Source organism: Acidimicrobiia bacterium (assembly GCA_036271555.1).
Lineage (GTDB): Bacteria > Actinomycetota > Acidimicrobiia > IMCC26256 > PALSA-610 > DATBAK01.
Window position 1 is genome coordinate 14,000 of the sequence record DATBAK010000062.1, and the last position, 16,357, is coordinate 30,356.

The following is a 16,357-nucleotide window of genomic DNA, read 5'->3' on the forward strand; positions in this document are numbered from 1 at the left end:
AAATGGACGGATCGCGCAAATGACGTTTTCGGCGCGACGCCGAGCGGTTCCGCCGGACCGCCACCCCGCGCCGGTTACGACTTGGCCGGCCGCAGCTGCAGTCCGAGCTCGCGCAGCTGCGCGGCGTCGATCGCGCTCGGCGCGTCGGTCAGTGGATCGCTCCCCGACTGCGTCTTCGGGAACGCGATCACCTCGCGGATGTTCTCCTCGCCCGCCAGGATCGCAACCAGGCGGTCGATGCCGAAGGCGAAGCCCGCGTGCGGCGGCGCGCCGAAGCGGAACGCGTCCAGCAGGAACCCGAACCGCGCCTGCGCGGTCTCCGCATCGATGCCGATGAGCGAGAACACCCGGCTCTGGATGTCGGGCCGGTGGATTCGCACGCTCCCCGAACCGAGCTCCCAACCGTTCAGCACGAGGTCGTACGACTGCGAGCGCACCGACAACGGGTCGGACTCGAGGCGGTCGATGTCGTCGGGATGCGGCATCGTGAACGGGTGGTGCGCGGGCACCGGCCGGCCCTCGGCGTCGAGCATCTCGAACAGCGGGAAGTCGACGAGCCAGAGGAACCGCAGCGGGCCCTCACCGACCGGCGGGCGTCCCAAATCGAGCCGGAGCTGACCGAGCACCGAGCGCGTCAGCGCGCGCTCCCCCGCCGCGATCAGCACGAGGTCACCTGGGCGCGCGCCGAGGCCGTCGACGATGCCGAGCTGCTCCGCTTCCGACAGGAACTTCACGACGGGCGACTCGAGCACCGACTCCGCGCCGACTCGCATCCACACGAGACCGGCGGCGCCGAGCTCCTTCGCGCGGTCGACGAGCGCGTCGACGCGCGACCGGGACAGGTCGCCGGAGCCCGGAACGCAGATTCCCTTGACCGTCTCCGCGCCCGCGAACGCGCGGAACTCGGTCGCCTCGAAGACTTCGGACAGATCGACGAGCTCCATGCCGAAACGCAGGTCGGGCTTGTCGGTGCCGTAGCGCTCCATGCCGTCGAGCCAGGTCATGCGCTCGATCGGCGGCACCGGCTCGCCCCGGACCGCCTCGGCCGCGCGCACGACGGCGCGCCCGATCACGTCGAGCACGTCCTCCTGGTCCGCGAAGCTCATCTCCGCGTCGAGCTGCATGAACTCGAACTGGCGATCGGCGCGCAGGTCCTCGTCGCGCAGACAGCGGGCGATCTGGTAGTAGCGATCCATGCCGCCGACCATCAAAAGCTGCTTGAACAGCTGCGGGCTCTGGGGCAGCGCGTAGAACGAGCCCGGCTTGAGGCGCGACGGCACGACGAAGTCGCGTGCGCCTTCCGGCGTCGACGCGATGAGCATCGGCGTCTCGACTTCGACGAAGCCCTCGGCCTCCATCGCGGTGCGGATGCTGCTGTTGACCGCGGCGCGGATGCGCAGGTTGCGTTGCATCGGCGCGCGCCGCAGGTCGAGATAGCGGTGCCGAAGCCGCAGCACCTCGTCGACGTCGGTGCGGTCGTCGAGCGGGAACGGGATCGGCTCCGATTCCGACAGCACCTCGAGCGTGCTCGCCGCGATCTCGATCTCACCGGTCGGCATGTCGGCGTTCACCGTGCCGTCCGGGCGCGCGCGCACGACACCTCGCACGCGCAGCACCCACTCCGCCCGCACGCGGTGCACGCCTTCGCAACCGGGAATCGTCGGATCGACGACGACCTGGAGCACGCCCGCGACATCCCGCAGGTCGAGGAAGACGACGCCGCCGTGGTCGCGTCGGTGCCCGACCCAGCCGCACAGCGTCACCTCGGTGCCGATGTCGCCGGCGCGGAGGTCGCCCGCCCGGTGCGATCGCATCATCTACTGGTGCCCCGTTCTCTCTCGTAGCCACTCGCCGACCTCGGACCGCTTCACCTCGACCTGTTCGCCCGACCGCAGGTCCTTCACCGCGACGGCGCCGGCCTCGGACTCGCGCGGTGCGAGCATCACGCCGTACGTCGCGCCCGATTTGTCGGCGGCGGCCCACTGCTTCTTGCCCGAACGCCCGCCGTACGCGCGGTCGGCGGCGACGCCGCGCTCGCGCAGCTCGTGCACGAGCACGGTCGCTTCCTCGGTGCCGAGCAGGTCGACGACGAACACCTCGACGCGCGCCTCGGGCGCCGGCAACACCGATTCCGCGTCGCACGCGAGCAGGATGCGCTCGATGCCCGCGCCGAAACCGATCGACGGAGTCGGCGGACCGCCCATCTCCTCCGCGAGCCGGTCGTAGCGGCCACCGCCGCCGAGCGCGTTCTGTGCGGCGTCGATCGTGTCGCTCTGCAACTCGAACGTCGTGCGCGTGTAGTAGTCGAAGCCGCGCACGAGACGCGGCGAGAGCTCGAACGGGATGTCGAGCGCGCGCAAGCCGTCTTGCACGCGCGCGAAGTGCGCGGCCGACTCGTCGCCGAGGTGGTCGCCGAGTCGTGGCGCGGCGTCGAGCATCGCCTGCCAGTCGGGTCGCTTCGAGTCGAGGATGCGCAGCGGGTTGAGCTCCGCGCGCGCCATCTCGTCGCCGAGCAGGTCCGCGTGATCGTGGAAGTACTCGAGCAACACCGCGCGGTGTCGCGCCCGGCTCTCCTGATCACCCATCGAGTTGAGGAGCAACCGCGTGCGCGACAGGCCGAGCTCGCGCAGGAAGCCCCACAGGAGCGCGATCACCTCGACGTCGACGTCGGGATCGTCGACGCCCAACACTTCCGCGCCGACCTGGTAGTGCTGGCGATAGCGGCCCTTCTGCGGCCGTTCGGCGCGGAAGTTCGGCGCGAGGTACCAGCACTTCCACGGCACCGGCGGTCGGTGCTGCACGTACGCCCGCACCACCGACGCGGTGCCCTCGGGCCGCAGCGCGAGCTGTCGGCCCCCGCGGTCGGTGAACTCGTACATCTCCTTGCTGACGACGTCGGTGCTCTCGCCGACCCGGTGGAAGACCTCGACGTGCTCGAAGATCGGCGTCAGGACGAGGCCGTAGCCGAAGCGCCGGGCCCGGTCGGCGAAGGTCGCGACGAGCGCCTGCCAGCGGTCCGACTCGGGCGCGAGCACATCGCGTGTTCCGTACGGCGCGCGGTACGCGTCCCGGGAGTCGGACATCCGCGCATGTTACGGGCGCGGGCCGCTCCGACCCGGACTCAATTGCCGCCTAATACCCGGTCGGCACTTTGTTCTCGGCCCACGTGACACCGCCCCATTGCGACGCGACGGGGTCGAGGAAGTACGGCGGCGACAGGTACTTCAGCCGCTGGTCGTACGTGTAGTCCTTCGAGAAGCCGGTGATGATCGTGCCGTTCGAGTTCGTGCCGACCGCGCCGCGGTAGCGCTGCGCGAGCACGCCGACGACGTGCAGCGTGCCGAGCGGCGCGCCGCGGTCGTAGTTCTGCACGTGCACCGAGTGGCTCAGTGACAACATCGCGGCCTGGATGGTCGGCGACGTGTTCGCGGTCGTGCGCGCGGGCGTCTCACCCGGGATGGTCGCGCTGAGATTGCACGACGACGTCGTCGCGCCGGCCGCGCAGCTCGTCGGGTGGTACACCTCGATGTAGTTGTTCGCGATCAGGCCGAGCAGATCGGTGCCCGCGACGCCCGAGTTGTACTGCAGGCTCCACGTGATATCGATGTTGTTCTCGGACGCGATCGTGAGCTGGCCCTTGAGCGTCCCCTCGACGAACACGTCACCGTTGCGACACCCGTAGGTCGTCGTGTCGTTGTGCACGGGCAGCCCGAGTGGGTGCGCGCGGTTGTCACCGCCGCCGTCGCTGACGGTGTACGGACAACCGTTCGTGTAGTTCGGATCCGTCGTCGTCGACGGCACGTTCTGCACGTAGATCACGCCGTCGGCGGGCAGCGTTCCGGTGCCGTTCTTGGGACACTGACCCGCGGTCGTGTTGTTCGTGTTCTTCGAGAACGGGCTCTTCACCGTCATCTGACCGTTCGACAAAACCTTGATACGCGTCGGCCCCGTGTAGAGGCAGCCACCCGTCCCCGCGGCGACGTACGACTTGAGCGCCGAGTTGGTCGGCGGCATCGTCAACGGCGCCGCGTACGTCGGGCCGCCGGGGTCCGCGAACACCGGATGACTCGTCGGGCAGTTGTCGCGGTAGAGCTTGCCGCTCGCGCCGGTCCAACTCGTCGTCACGTGCCCGAGGAACTGCGCGTTGCCGCACACCATGAACGCGTCGTTCGTGTGCATGGGCCCGTTCAGCTTGTCGCTGCCGACGAACGAGATGTCGCCGCAGTACGAGCTGTTGCTGTCGCTGTCACCGACGAAGTCGGTGCGACTCGGCTCGTCGCGCTGGTTGCCGATTCCCCCGTAGTAGTACTTCGCGCAGTACGTCTGTGCCTGCGTCGCGGTGAACGGCGTGCCCGTGTACAGCGCAGGGTCCTGGGTCTCGAAGTCCGTGAAGTAGAGGTAGTCGAGGAAACTGCGGCGGCGGAGCGTCACCCGCACGCTGCGCGCCGCGTTGCCGACCCGGCCGGTCGACGTGAGCGCGATCACACCGCTCGCCGCGAGCAGCGACGCGTCGACGTCGTAGCGGAACTTCGAGTTCGTCGCCGACCCCGCGACCGCCACGTACTGGATGAACGCCTTGTTCCCGTCGGGCGGCAGATTCCCCGCGTTGTACTGCCAGTAGTTGCCGTTCTCGTTGAGCCGGAAGATGTAGTCGTCGATGCCGGCCTCGGCCGCGGCGAGCGCGGCGTTCCAGTTCTGGTCGTGATGCGAGATGTTCTGCGACCCCACCGCGTAGTCGACCGTCGCGAGCGCGAGCATGCTCAGGATGAGCGACACGATCATCACGGTCGCGAGCGCGAAGCCACTCTCGTCGCGGTGTCGGGGAAACCTCACGAGCCGCTCACGTCGTTGTCGTAGTCGAGGTTCGGCAGTCGCACGGTGTTGAGGAGCGTCGTCGCGTTGAGGGGCGTCGCGACGTTCTTCTTCACGACCAGCTCGATCTGCACGGCGTTGACCGCGAGGAGGTCGGTCGCGTTCAACGGCGTGTTCGGCAATGCGTCGCCGGTGTCGTCGAGATACGTGAACAGCGGGGCCGCGGCCGAGTTCGCGAGGTAGCGCCCGACGAGGCGCACCGTCGCCGCGCCGGTGTACGTGTAGTTCGGTGCGCTCGACCCCGCGTCGGCGTTCCAGACCTTCTCGATGAGCCGGCTCTGCGAGTCGATCGCGAGGTCGACCTTCTTCGGCGCACCCGTCGTGCTGAGGTTCGCGTAGAACGTCGCGTGGTTGGCGTCGGCGACGATGAACGGCGACGTACCGGCCGACAGATGCACGGCCGTGCGGACGTCCTTCGTCAACGACGCCATCAGCGTGCGCGCCTGGTCGAGGTTCTCGAGCCGCAGCGACGCGCCCATCACCGCGTTGTTCGCCGAGAACGTGCCCGTCATCACCGTGCCCATCACGACGCCGAGCAAGAGCAACGTCGTCATGAGCTCGAGGATCGACGAGCCCTGTTGGTCTCGCTGCAGACGACGGCGAAGGCGCGCGACGACCTTCATTGCACGTCCACTTCGACGGCCGGGGTGGTGGTCGCGGTCGGATCGAGCACGAGCGACGGCCATGTGGTCAGCGCGTTGCGACCGGTCACCGACAGCTGCCACGTGCCGTACGGCAACGCGGTCGTGAGCGCGCCGGTCGCGTCGGTCGTGCCCAGCGAGTGCGTCTCGCCGCTTGCGCACACCGAGTCCGCCGCGTGCGTCGCGACGACGGTCGCGCCCGAGACGGGGAGGCCGCCCGCCATCACGGTGAGCGCGGCGCTCTCGAGCGGCACCGTTCCGGTGGTCGTGCCGCCGGCGGGCGCCGCGAACGGCGCGGGGCGCATGCCGCCGGGCCAGTACGGGCCTGCGTTCCCCGCCTGGTCGCCCTCGGGATCGGCGTCGGCGCAGGAACCGCCCCACGCGGTGTAACCGTCGGCCGCCGGGAACAGGCTGCCGATCGAGCGCGTGAGCCCGGTGCCCGCGTACAGCCGCACGCCCGTCGGTAGGAACGACGTGTTGCCGAGCGAGATCGCGAGGTCGTTCGGCGGCGTCCCGCCCGCGCTCGGCGCGAGCGTGAGCGACAGCGCGCTCGCCTGGTCGTAGTCGAACTGGACGCTGCTGACGTTGCCGCTCGTGACACTGACGGTCTGACTCGGTGTCTGCAGACCCTGCCGGTCGACGTATCCGATCGTGTTCAGGGCAACGGTGTAGGTGCCCGGGGTGAGGAACGCGAAGAACGCGCAGCCGTCGTCGTTGGTGGGCTGGCTCTTGGTCGTCGGCCCGGTGATCTGCACCGAGGTGCCGAACGCGCCGGCCGCGGCACCGTCGAGCACCTTCACCGCGATGTGCCCGGAGTTCGCGCTGTACGCGCCGATGGGGGGCGCCATCGTCGTGTCCGACGACACCGGCGCGACCCCGCGCATGTTCGGCCACGTGACGACGACGCGCACGCGCAAGAGCTCGGGGTTCTGGTTCGCGCCGTCGCAGGGGCCGTTCGTCGCGGTGCGCGAGACCCACGTGAGCTCGCGCGTGATCGTGTAGCTCGTGCCGTCGACGTTCTGCGTGACCGTGCGCGGCGCGATCGACGTGAACGGGATCGAGCGGACGGTGTCCATCTCCTGGCTCGCGAGGTTCGCGGCGACGGAGCGCTCGCGGTTGTCGCGCGTGAGCGTCAGGCCCGAGTCGATCGTGGCCGCGACCCCACCGGTGATGATGGCGAAGCAGCTGATGGCGACGACGAGCTCGAGCAGGGTGAGACCGTCCTCACCCCGGCGAGCGAAGCCTCGGAACCGGGCCCGAGCCGCGCGGCAGCGGTCGCCGACCCCCGCACCGTCCCCGGCTCCGTTGTGGACTCGCACGCTCCGCGACCTCGTTCCGTCCGGAGCGGTATCGGCGCGGCGAGGCCCGCGGTTGAGCCGGCCGCAACGACGGCGCGACGGGAACGGCGAGGGGCTACCCGCGACGAGCGGGCAGCACGCGGTTCGCGGCGAAGACCGAGTCGACCTGGATCACGGCGGAGAGGAGCGAGTCGAGGTGGCCGGGGTCGGCGAGCTCGAACTCGAACCGCAGCCGGGCGATCGCGTCCGACTGCGTCTGCGACGTGCACGACCGGATGTTCACGTGGTGCTCGGACAGCACCTCCGACAGGTCTCGCAGCAGCCGGGACCGGTCGAAGGCCTCGATCTCGATCGAGACGACGTAGGCGCTCGGCGCGTTCTGGTCCCACTCGACCTCGATGACCCGGTCGACCTGGGTGCGCAGGCTCGCGCCGTTGGCGCAGTCGGTGCGGTGGACGGACACGCCGCGCCCGCGCGTGACGAAGCCCATGATCTCGTCGCCCGGAACCGGGGTGCAGCACCGCGACAACCGCACGAGGATGTCGTCGAGGCCCTCGACGTGTACGCCGACACCGCTGCGGCGGGTCTGGCCACGCGACCGGCGGGTCGCGGTGACCGGCATCTGCTCCTCGCCGCCGCGCAGCTCGCGATGCACGCGCTGGGCGACCGTCTTCGCGGCGACGTGGTTCTCGCCGATCGCGACCTGGAGCGATTCGAGGTCGCCGTAGTTCATCCGCTCGGCGATGCCGCGCAGCACCCCCGCGGCCTGGAGCTTCTGCACGGGCAGACCCTCGCGGCGGAGCGCCTTCACCAACTCGTCGCGGCCGGTCTCGATCGCGTCGGTGCGGCGCTCACGCGAGAACCACTGCCGGATCTTCGCCCGCGCGCGCGGTGTCTGCGCGATCGCGAGCCAGTCGCGCGACGGCCCCGCACCCGCGGCCTTGCTCGTGAAGACCTCGCACGAGTCGCCGGAGCCGAGCGTCGAGTCGAGCGGCACGAGCAACCCGTTCACGCGCGCACCGATGCAACGGTGACCGATCTCGGTGTGGATCGCGTACGCGAAGTCGATCGCCGTCGCGCCCGTCGCGAGCGTCACGACCTGACCCTTCGGCGTGAAGACGTAGACCTCGTCCTGGTCGAGGTCGACCTTCAGGCTCGCCATGAACTCCGCGGGGTCGCTCGTCTCCTGCTGCCAGTCGACGAGCTGCTGCAGCCACGCGAGGTCCTCGGCCGGGTTGCGCTGCTCCTTGTAGCCCCAGTGCGCGGCAACGCCGTACTCGCCGCGGCGGTGCATCTCGCGCGTGCGGATCTGCACCTCGACCGGCTTGCCGCCCGGACCCACCACCGTCGTGTGCAACGACTGGTAGAGGTTGAACTTCGGCATCGCGATGTAGTCCTTGAAGCGACCCTGCACCGGCCGCCACAACGCGTGGATCGAGCCGAGCGCTCCGTAGCAGTCCTTCACGGACTCGACGATCACGCGGATGCCGAGGAGATCGTGGATCTCGTCGAACTCCTTGCCCCGCACGATCATCTTCTCGTAGATCGACCAGTAGTGCTTCGGCCGGCCGGTGACTTCCGCGTCGACGTGCAGGTCGGCGAGACGCGAGCGCACCTGCTCGAGCACGTCGTCCAGTTGCTCCTCGCGCAGCGGCGCGCGCTGCGCCACCATCTGCTCGATCTCCGCGTAGCGGCGAGGATGCAGCACCGCGAACGCGAGGTCTTCGAGCTGCCACTTGACGTCGCCGATGCCGAGCCGGTGCGCGAGCGGCGCGTAGATGTCGATCGTCTCCTGCGCGATGCGCTCCTGCTTCGCGGGCGGGAGCGACGCGATCGTGCGCATGTTGTGGAGCCGGTCGGCGAGCTTGATGACGAGGACGCGGATGTCCTTCGCCATCGCGACGAGCATCTTCCGCATCGTCGCGGCCTGCTGCGCCTCCTTCGAGTCGAAGTGGATGCGCTCCAGCTTCGTGACACCGTCGACGATGCGCGCGACGTCGGACCCGAACTCGACCTCGAGATCCTCGAGCGTGACCGGCGTGTCCTCGACCGCGTCGTGCAGCAACGCGGCCGCGATCGTCATGTCGTCGAGACCGAGGTCGGCGAGCACGAGCGCGACACCGACGGGATGCGTGATGTAGGCGTCGCCGGAACGGCGCACCTGATTCGCGTGCGCCTCGCGCGCGACCGCGTAGGCGTGCTCGATCAGCGTCGTGTCGGCCTTGGGATGACGACCGACGTAGCAATCGAGCAGCGGCTGCAGGACCGAGTCGACCTCGGGATGATGCTGCCGGCGCCGCGGCAACGTGGGGATCAAGGTCGACGTCTTCATGAGGAGCTCTCCACGCCCATGGTCGCACTCGCTGCGGGCCGGGATACCCGACCCGCGGGCGCTCGCCGCTCCACACGCGGGATGGGAGTGAGCTCGCTCTCGTGGCTCACGACTCGTACTCCAGGACGGCCTCGACCTTGTGGCCGGCGAGGCGGTCGCGACCGTTCAGGAACGCGAGCTCGATGAAGAACGCGAAGCCGACGACCTCGCCGCCGAGCTTCTCGGCGAGGGTCAGCGCGGCCGCGGCGGTGCCGCCGGTCGCGAGCACGTCGTCGACGATCAGCACCTGCTCGCCCGGTTGGACCGCGTCACGGTGCACCTCGAGGAGGTCGCTGCCGTACTCGAGCTCGTACTCGGCGCGCTCGATCTCCCACGGCAGCTTTCCGGCCTTGCGCACGGGCACGAAGCCCGCCGCGTGGCGGTAGGCGACCGGCGCCGCGAACACGAAGCCGCGCGCCTCGATGCCGAAGACCTTGTCGATGCGGCGATCGGCGAAGGGCGCGGCCACCGCGTCGACGGCCGCGGTGAAGGCATCCGGCGCCGCGAGGACGGGCGTGATGTCCTTGAAGACGACCCCCGGACGCGGGTAATCCGGGATGTCGCGGACATGAGCCTGCAGCCAACCGGCGTCCATCGGACCCAATTCTACAAGCGCCTGCTCGCGGTCCGGAGCCTCGCAACCGCCAGAACGAGCGGGACGCCGAGCGGCCCGCTCGACCCGGAGACCGAGGCGTCAGGAGCGGCGAGCGAAGCGAGTGCGACCAGAAAGCTCAGCGGCGCTTGCGGCCCCGCTGCTGGCGCGGTCGCGGCGCGATCGGCGACCGCCCGACCGCCGGCGGGCCCGCCACCCCGCGATCGCGCGCCGGGATCGGCTCGGACTCCTGCGGCTCCGTGCCCTCGGCGCCGTTGCCCGCGGGCGCACCCACGCTGACCGGCACACGCGCCGCGCGCGGTGCGGGCGGCTCGACGACCTGGCGCGCCCGCTTCTCCTTGATCGCCTTGTACTGCGGCTCGCGCTCCTTTGCCCACACGAGCAGCGGCGTCGCGACGAAGATCGACGAGTAGGTCCCGACGAACAGACCGGCGAGCAGCGCGAGCGCGAACTCCTCGAGCGACGTCGCGCCGAGGATGAACGAGCCGACGACGAGCAGCGACGCGACCGGCAGCAACGCGACGATCGACGTCGAGAGCGAGCGCATCAGCACCTGGTTCAACGACCGGTTCGCGGTCTCGCCGTACGTCTGCCGGCCCATCATCGCGACCGACTGCGTGTTCTCGCGGATCTTGTCGAACACGACGACGGTGTCGTAGAGCGAGAACCCGAGGATCGTGAGGAAGGCGGTGACGGTCGCGGGTGTGACCGGGAAGCCGACGACCGCGTACACACCGACGGTGAACGCGATGTCGTGCAGCACCGCGACGATCGCGGCGAACGACATCTTCACCTCGAAGCGGATCGTCAGGTACAGCGCGAGGACGATGAAGAAGAAGATCAACGCCTCGAGCGCCTTGTGACTCACCTCGGCACCCCACGTCGGACCGACCGTGTTGAGGGTGACGTCGCTGACGCTCACGTGCGCGTACTTCGCGAGCGCGTCCGTGACTTCGTCCTGCGTGCTCGCCGGCATCTTCGGCACCGACAACGTCGCGGTCGTCCCGCTCACGGTCACGGTGCCGGTGACGACCTTCTTCACCGCGTTCTCGATCGCGGTCTTGTCCGGGCTCTTCACGCCCGACACCGAGAACGAGCCCTTGCGGCCGTTCACCTCGACCGACACGTTGGCCGGCTCCGTGCCGGTTGCGCTCGCGAGCGCGTCCTGGGTGTCGGTGATCGGGTCGTGGAGCAGCTTCGCCTGCACGCGGATGCTCTTGCCGCCGCTGGCCGGGCTCAGGATCGTGACCTTGGCGTCGTTCTGACCGGTCGGACGCAGCGCGTCGCGCGCGCCCGCGATCGTCGGCGTGATGCCCTGCGCCTTGACCTCCCACGACACGCCGCCCTTGAAGTCGATGCCGAGGTTGAGGCCGCGGATGAACAAGCCCGCGAGGCTGATCACGACGACGGCGAGCGAGATGATCAGGTAGCGGCGCGAGCGCTTGATGAACTGGAAGTTCGTGTGCTCGTGGTAGAAGTCCGACGGCCGGTGGCGGCGGTCGACCCCGGGCACGCCCTCGCGGACGCCGCTCACAGGTTCGTCTCCCCCGCCACGTCGAGACCGCTCGCGATCCCGATGCCGCGCATCCGCACGAGCGTGGGACGGCGCGCCATCAGCGCCACGAGCGGGTGCATGAAGCAGAACGCGAGAACGAGGTCGATCGCGGTCGAGATCCCGAGGAAGTACGCGAAGCCGCGCACCGAGCCGACCGCGAGCAGATACAGCACACCCGCACCGATCAGCGAGACGAGGTCGGCCGCGACGATCGTGCGGAAGGCGCGCCGGAAGCCGGTGTCGAGCGACGAGCGGATCGTCTTGCCCGTGCGCACTTCGTCCTTTAATCGCTCGAAATAGACGACGTACGAGTCGACGGTGACACCGACCGACACGATGATGCCCGTCACCCCCGCGAGCGTGAGCGTCAGGCCCTGCGCGTGCCCGAGATAGCTCACGAGCGCGAAGAAGATCATGCCGGTGAGGCCGAGACCGAGCCACACGACGAGACCGAGCAGCCGGTAGAAGAAGATCATGTAGAGCGCGACGAGCCCGAGGCCGATGAGGCCCGCGGCGATGCCCGCCTTGAGCTGGTCCTTGCCGAGCTCGGGCGAGACGCTCTCGACGGTCTGCTGCTTCTGGTCGAACTGCACCGGCAGCGCGCCGTACTTCAGTGACAGCGCGAGGTCGCTCGCCTCACCCTGGCTGAAGCTCCCGGTGATCGAGACGGTCTTGCCCGTGATGTTGGGCTGGATCGTCGGCGCCGAGAGCACCACGCCGTCGAGGATGATCGCGACCTGCTTGCCGACATCGGGCTGCGCGACCTGCGTGACGAAGTCGTCGCCGCGGAACGTGACCTCGACGGTCCAGCCGCCCTGGCTCGAGTCGTACAGGGGTCGCGCCGTCTTCACGCGCCGGCCGTTCAGCAGCAGCGGCCCCACCGAGTAGCAGCCGGGGTTCGCGTCGTCGGATTTCGACGGGAGCACCGCGGGCTGGCTGTCCTTGAGCTGCGACGTCTTCGTGAGGAGCGACTTGCACGTGGTGCCCGGCGCGAGCGTCGACGTCGTCGTCGAGCCCGGCTTCGTCGTGGTGGTCGCCGCAGGCTTCGTCGTCGTCGTCGGCGCCGCGGTCGTGGTCGCGGCCGCCGCACTGCGCGTGTACGACACGGGTTTCAGGTCGAGCGTCTTGCCGAGCGCGCCCTTCTTCGCGGTGGTCGACGGCGAGCTGATCGCGGCCGTCGTCGTGGGCGCGCCGGTCGTCGTCGTGGTGCCCTTCGCGGTCGTGGTCGTCGCGCCCGCGACCGTGGTGGTCGTGCCCGTGCTGAGCGATTGCGAGAACGGGACGAAGCCCTGCACGACGCGGAACTCGAGCTGCGCGGTGCGTCCGATGAGCGAGAGCGCCTGGGTGCGGTTCCTCGCGCCGGGCAGGTTGATGACGATCGAGTTGCCCTGGCGGTTCACCTCGGGCTCGGCGACGCCGAGGGCGTCGACCCGGTTCGTGATGATCTGCACCGCGGTGTCGAGCGTCGAGAGGTCGGAGCCCTTCACCGGGAAGAGGACGACGGAGATGCCGCCCTGGAGGTCGAGCCCGAGCTGGGGCCGGCTGTTCCCGAACAGCGTCCCGAAGAACGCCGCCACGATGAGGACGACGGTGAGGGCGAGGAGCCAGATCTGACGGCGCACGTGGACCTCAGTCGGACGTTTCGTCGGCCGACGTAGGGTCGGGCTCGGAAGGGCTCCCGATCCGCCGGCCGACCGCGCCCCGCGCGAAGTGGACGACGGTGCCGGGGGCGACCTCGAGGTCGAAGGAGTCCTGCTCCAGGCGGGTGATCCGCCCGAACAGGCCACCGGTGGTCATGATCTCGTCTCCCTCGGCGAGCTGGTTCTGGAGCGTCTCGACCGCCCGGAGCCGCCGACGGGGCAGCACGACGAACAACATGACGCAGGCCACGACGACCACGGCCAGGTAGAGGAAGGCAGCCACAGGACGGAAAATCACCGACTTCGACGGCAGGAGTGCTGGAACCGGAGCGCGACGAGCCTAGCGCTTCGATCCGCCGCCGCTCCGGCGGCCCGGCGGTTCGCGCACGGGCGCGACCGGTACTACGGGACGTCGAAGACGAGGTCGTGATCGGCCTGGACCGCGGCTTCGAGGGCCGCGATGCGAGGGCCTCGGTTCATCTTCACCTGGCCCGCATAGGCCGGCCGGGGCAGCGCGGCCCAGCGCTCGGCCTCCTCGAGCGTGGCTTCGAGCACGCGCTCGGGCGGCACCACCGCGTCGAGGAAGCCCGCGTCGAGCGCCGCCTCGGGGTCGTAGATGCGCGCGCCCACCGTCGCCTGCTGGAAGTGCCGGCGGCTGAGCCGCTCCTCACCGAGCTCGGTCGCCCAACGCGGGAGCACCATGCCGAGCTGGGTCTCGATGAGGCCGATGCGGAACGCGCCGGCCGCGCCGACGCGGTAGTCGGCGCCGAGCATCAGCAGCGCGCCCGCCGCGATGCCGTGACCCGTGCAGGCGACGAGCACCGGCACCGGCGACGAGAAGAAGCGCGTGAACAGCGCGCCGCCCTCGGTCACGAGCCGGCCCGCTTCCTTCGGACCCGCGCGCATCACGGCGAGGTCGAAGCCGCCCGACAGCATCCCGGGCGTGCCGGTGACGACGAGCGCGCCGGGACCGTCGTCCCCGCTCTGCTCGACGCGATCGAGCGCGGCGCCGAGCCGCGCGAGCACGTCTGAGGACAGCGCGTTCGCCTTGCCGTGCGCGATCGTCGCAACGAGCGCCTTGCCGTGCACTTCCTCGGTCACGGGCGCGGCATCGGCCACGGGAACGCCTCCGCTATCGGTCGGGTCCGAACAGCCCGGGAGTCTCCCCGCCCGACCGTGCGATCGGCAACCCGACGTGTGCGAACGCGAGCGGTGTCGCCACGCGACCCCGAGGCGTGCGCAGGAGGAGCCCGCACTGCATGAGGAACGGCTCGTAGACGTCTTCGACCGTCTCCGGCTGCTCCCCCACCGCGACCGCGAGCGTGTTGAGCCCGACCGGCTGGCCGCCGAAGGTGCGGCACAACGCGCCGAGGATCGCGCGGTCGACCTTGTCGAGCCCGAGCCCGTCGACTTCGAACAGCTCGAGCGCGGCGCGCGCCACGTCGAGCGAGACCGTGCCGTCGCCGTGCACCTCCGCGAAGTCGCGGACGCGCCGCAGGAGCCGGTTCGCGATGCGCGGTGTACCGCGCGACCGCTGTGCGATCTCGCGTGCGCCTTCGGTGCCGATCTGCACTCCGAGGATCGTCGCCGACCGAGCCAGGATCGCGGCGAGGTCGTCCTCGCCGTAGTAGTCGAGCCGCGCGACGAAGCCGAAGCGGTCGCGCAGCGGTCCCGTGATGAGTCCCGTGCGCGTCGTCGCGCCGACGAGCGTGAACCGCGGGAGGTCGAGCCGGATCGACCGCGCGGTCGGGCCCTTGCCGATCACGATGTCGAGGTGGAAGTCCTCCATCGCGGGATAGAGCACTTCTTCGACGGTGCGCGGCAGCCGGTGCACCTCGTCGATGAAGAGCACGTCGCCGTCGTCGAGGTTCGTGAGCACCGCGGCGAGGTCGCCGGCGCGCTCGAGCGCGGGTCCCGACGTCGGCTGCATGCGCGCGCCCATCTCGACCGCGACGATCCCCGCCAGCGAGGTCTTGCCGAGTCCGGGCGGACCCGCGAGCAGCAAGTGGTCGACGGCCTGACCGCGCGCCCGCGCCGCGCCGAGCATCGTCTCGAGCTGCTGCTTGAGCACCGGTTGCCCGACGAACTCCGAGAGCCGCTTCGGGCGCAGCGTCGCGTCGTCGGTCGCCTCGACTGGATCCTCCGCGGGATCGAGCAACTCGTCACGCACGGGCGGCCGGCCTCAACTGGCGTAAGGCCTCGCGCAGCAACGTCTCGACCGGGGTTTCGTCGTCGAGGCCCGCGAGCACCTCGCGCACCTCGTCGGGCGAGTAGCCGAGCCCACCGAGCGCATCGCGCACCTCGGCGCGCGGTCCGGCCGCCACGACACCTTCGCCGAGATCCAAGTCGGGTACCGAGAGGCGCGCCTTGAGCTCGATGAGCAGGCGTTGCGCGGTGCGCTTGCCGACACCGGGCACGAGCACGAGCGCGTCGAGGTCGTCGGTCGCGAGCGCGCTGCGGAGCGCGTCGGGCGAGTGCACGCCGAGGATCGCGAGCGCGAGCTTCGGGCCGACACCCGTCGCGTTGATGAGCGCTTCGAAGGTGTCGCGCTCGTCGCGCGTCGGAAAGCCGAAGAGCACCATCGCGTCCTCGCGCACGTGGAGGTGCGTGAAGAGAAACGTCTTGTCGCCGGGCGAGAGCGACATGAGCGCGCCGACCGGCACCGACGCCCGGTAGCCGACGCCGCCGACCTCGACGAGCACGTCGCCGGTCGGCGTGCGCTCGAGCACGGTGCCTCGAATCGAACCGATCATCGTTCCGCCTTCTGCTGCGCGCGGTTGATCGCAGCCTGAAGCCGCGACGACGCCGCAGCCGCGGGATGCGCGTCGCGCTCGCGATCGAAGCGCGCGCGCCACGAATGACACAGCGCGAGCGCGAGCGCGTCGGCCGCGTCGGGAGGCTTCGGCGTGCTCGCGAGATCGAGCAGGCGCGTCACCATCGTCTGCACCGCGAGCTTGTCGGCCGCGCCGTCGCCCGTGACCGCGAGCTTCACCTCGTTCGGGCTGTACTGCACGACCGGCAGGCCGGCGCGCGCCGCGACCGCGAGCGCGAGGCCGCTCGCCTGCCCCACCGAGATCGCGGTGCGCGCGTTGACCTGGAACAGCACGCGCTCGACCGCGACCGCGCTGGGCGTGAGCTCGCGCACCAACGACTCGAGGTCGGCTTCGAGGGCCGCGAGCCGCTCGGGCAGCGGCCACTGCGGATCGGTGCGCAGCACGCCGTACGCGACCGCGCGCAGCTGCGATGCCGGGCCGATCACCGCGCCGTAGCCACAGCGCGACAGGCCGGGGTCGATGCCGAGGATCGGGCCCTCCGGCGAGCCCTCCGAGGCGAACACGGGTTCGATCCTACGGTGCTCCGGTGCGCG

General features: G+C 70.2%; 14 protein-coding genes. All 14 read right to left on the minus strand.

The features are described from left to right. Positions 1 to 74: 74 nt before the first annotated feature. Entirely contained in the window at positions 75 to 1,817 is a 1,743-nt protein-coding gene (gene aspS, locus VH914_15075) for an aspartate--tRNA ligase (protein HEX4492528.1), read from the minus strand. After that, positions 1,818 to 3,083 (minus strand): histidine--tRNA ligase, encoded by a 1,266-nt coding sequence (gene hisS / locus VH914_15080; protein HEX4492529.1) that lies wholly within the window; start codon positions 3,081 to 3,083, stop codon positions 1,818 to 1,820. Positions 3,084 to 3,132: 49 nt separating this feature from the next. Then, positions 3,133 to 4,833: a hypothetical protein gene (locus VH914_15085; protein HEX4492530.1), complete on the minus strand. Its 1,701-nt coding sequence runs from the start codon at positions 4,831 to 4,833 to the stop codon at positions 3,133 to 3,135. Next, positions 4,830 to 5,426, minus strand: a complete 597-nt coding sequence (locus VH914_15090; GenBank protein HEX4492531.1) for a hypothetical protein — start codon at positions 5,424 to 5,426, stop codon at positions 4,830 to 4,832. The genes VH914_15085 and VH914_15090 overlap by 4 nt, the downstream gene beginning before the upstream one ends. A 65-nt stretch (positions 5,427 to 5,491) precedes the next feature. After that, positions 5,492 to 6,832: a prepilin-type N-terminal cleavage/methylation domain-containing protein gene (locus VH914_15095; GenBank protein ID HEX4492532.1), complete on the minus strand. Its 1,341-nt coding sequence runs from the start codon at positions 6,830 to 6,832 to the stop codon at positions 5,492 to 5,494. A gap of 94 nt (positions 6,833 to 6,926) precedes the next feature. Next, positions 6,927 to 9,143, minus strand: coding sequence for a bifunctional (p)ppGpp synthetase/guanosine-3',5'-bis(diphosphate) 3'-pyrophosphohydrolase (locus tag VH914_15100; protein ID HEX4492533.1), 2,217 nt, complete (start codon positions 9,141 to 9,143; stop codon positions 6,927 to 6,929). 106 nt (positions 9,144 to 9,249) lie between these two features. Beyond that, positions 9,250 to 9,777, minus strand: a complete 528-nt coding sequence (locus tag VH914_15105) for an adenine phosphoribosyltransferase (protein ID HEX4492534.1) — start codon at positions 9,775 to 9,777, stop codon at positions 9,250 to 9,252. Between the two features lie 136 nt (positions 9,778 to 9,913). Next, the gene (gene secF, locus VH914_15110; protein ID HEX4492535.1) at positions 9,914 to 11,329 is read right to left on the minus strand and encodes a protein translocase subunit SecF; all 1,416 of its coding nucleotides are present in this window, start codon (positions 11,327 to 11,329) and stop codon (positions 9,914 to 9,916) included. Then, positions 11,326 to 12,972: a protein translocase subunit SecD gene (gene secD, locus VH914_15115; protein HEX4492536.1), complete on the minus strand. Its 1,647-nt coding sequence runs from the start codon at positions 12,970 to 12,972 to the stop codon at positions 11,326 to 11,328. Before secD ends, secF begins: the two co-directional genes overlap by 4 nt. Before the next feature lie 7 nt (positions 12,973 to 12,979). Beyond that, a complete protein-coding gene (yajC, locus tag VH914_15120; protein ID HEX4492537.1) occupies positions 12,980 to 13,273 on the minus strand; it encodes a preprotein translocase subunit YajC in 294 nt (97 codons plus the stop codon). A gap of 119 nt (positions 13,274 to 13,392) precedes the next feature. After that, entirely contained in the window at positions 13,393 to 14,109 is a 717-nt protein-coding gene (locus VH914_15125) for a crotonase/enoyl-CoA hydratase family protein (protein HEX4492538.1), read from the minus strand. 13 nt (positions 14,110 to 14,122) lie between these two features. Continuing rightward, a complete protein-coding gene (gene ruvB / locus VH914_15130) occupies positions 14,123 to 15,160 on the minus strand; it encodes a Holliday junction branch migration DNA helicase RuvB (protein ID HEX4492539.1) in 1,038 nt (345 codons plus the stop codon). Beyond that, complete coding sequence (ruvA, locus tag VH914_15135) at positions 15,153 to 15,743, minus strand: Holliday junction branch migration protein RuvA (protein HEX4492540.1); 591 nt, start codon at positions 15,741 to 15,743, stop codon at positions 15,153 to 15,155. Before ruvA ends, ruvB begins: the two co-directional genes overlap by 8 nt. Continuing rightward, positions 15,740 to 16,327 (minus strand): crossover junction endodeoxyribonuclease RuvC, encoded by a 588-nt coding sequence (ruvC, locus tag VH914_15140; GenBank protein HEX4492541.1) that lies wholly within the window; start codon positions 16,325 to 16,327, stop codon positions 15,740 to 15,742. The genes ruvA and ruvC overlap by 4 nt, the downstream gene beginning before the upstream one ends. Positions 16,328 to 16,357 lie beyond the last annotated feature (30 nt).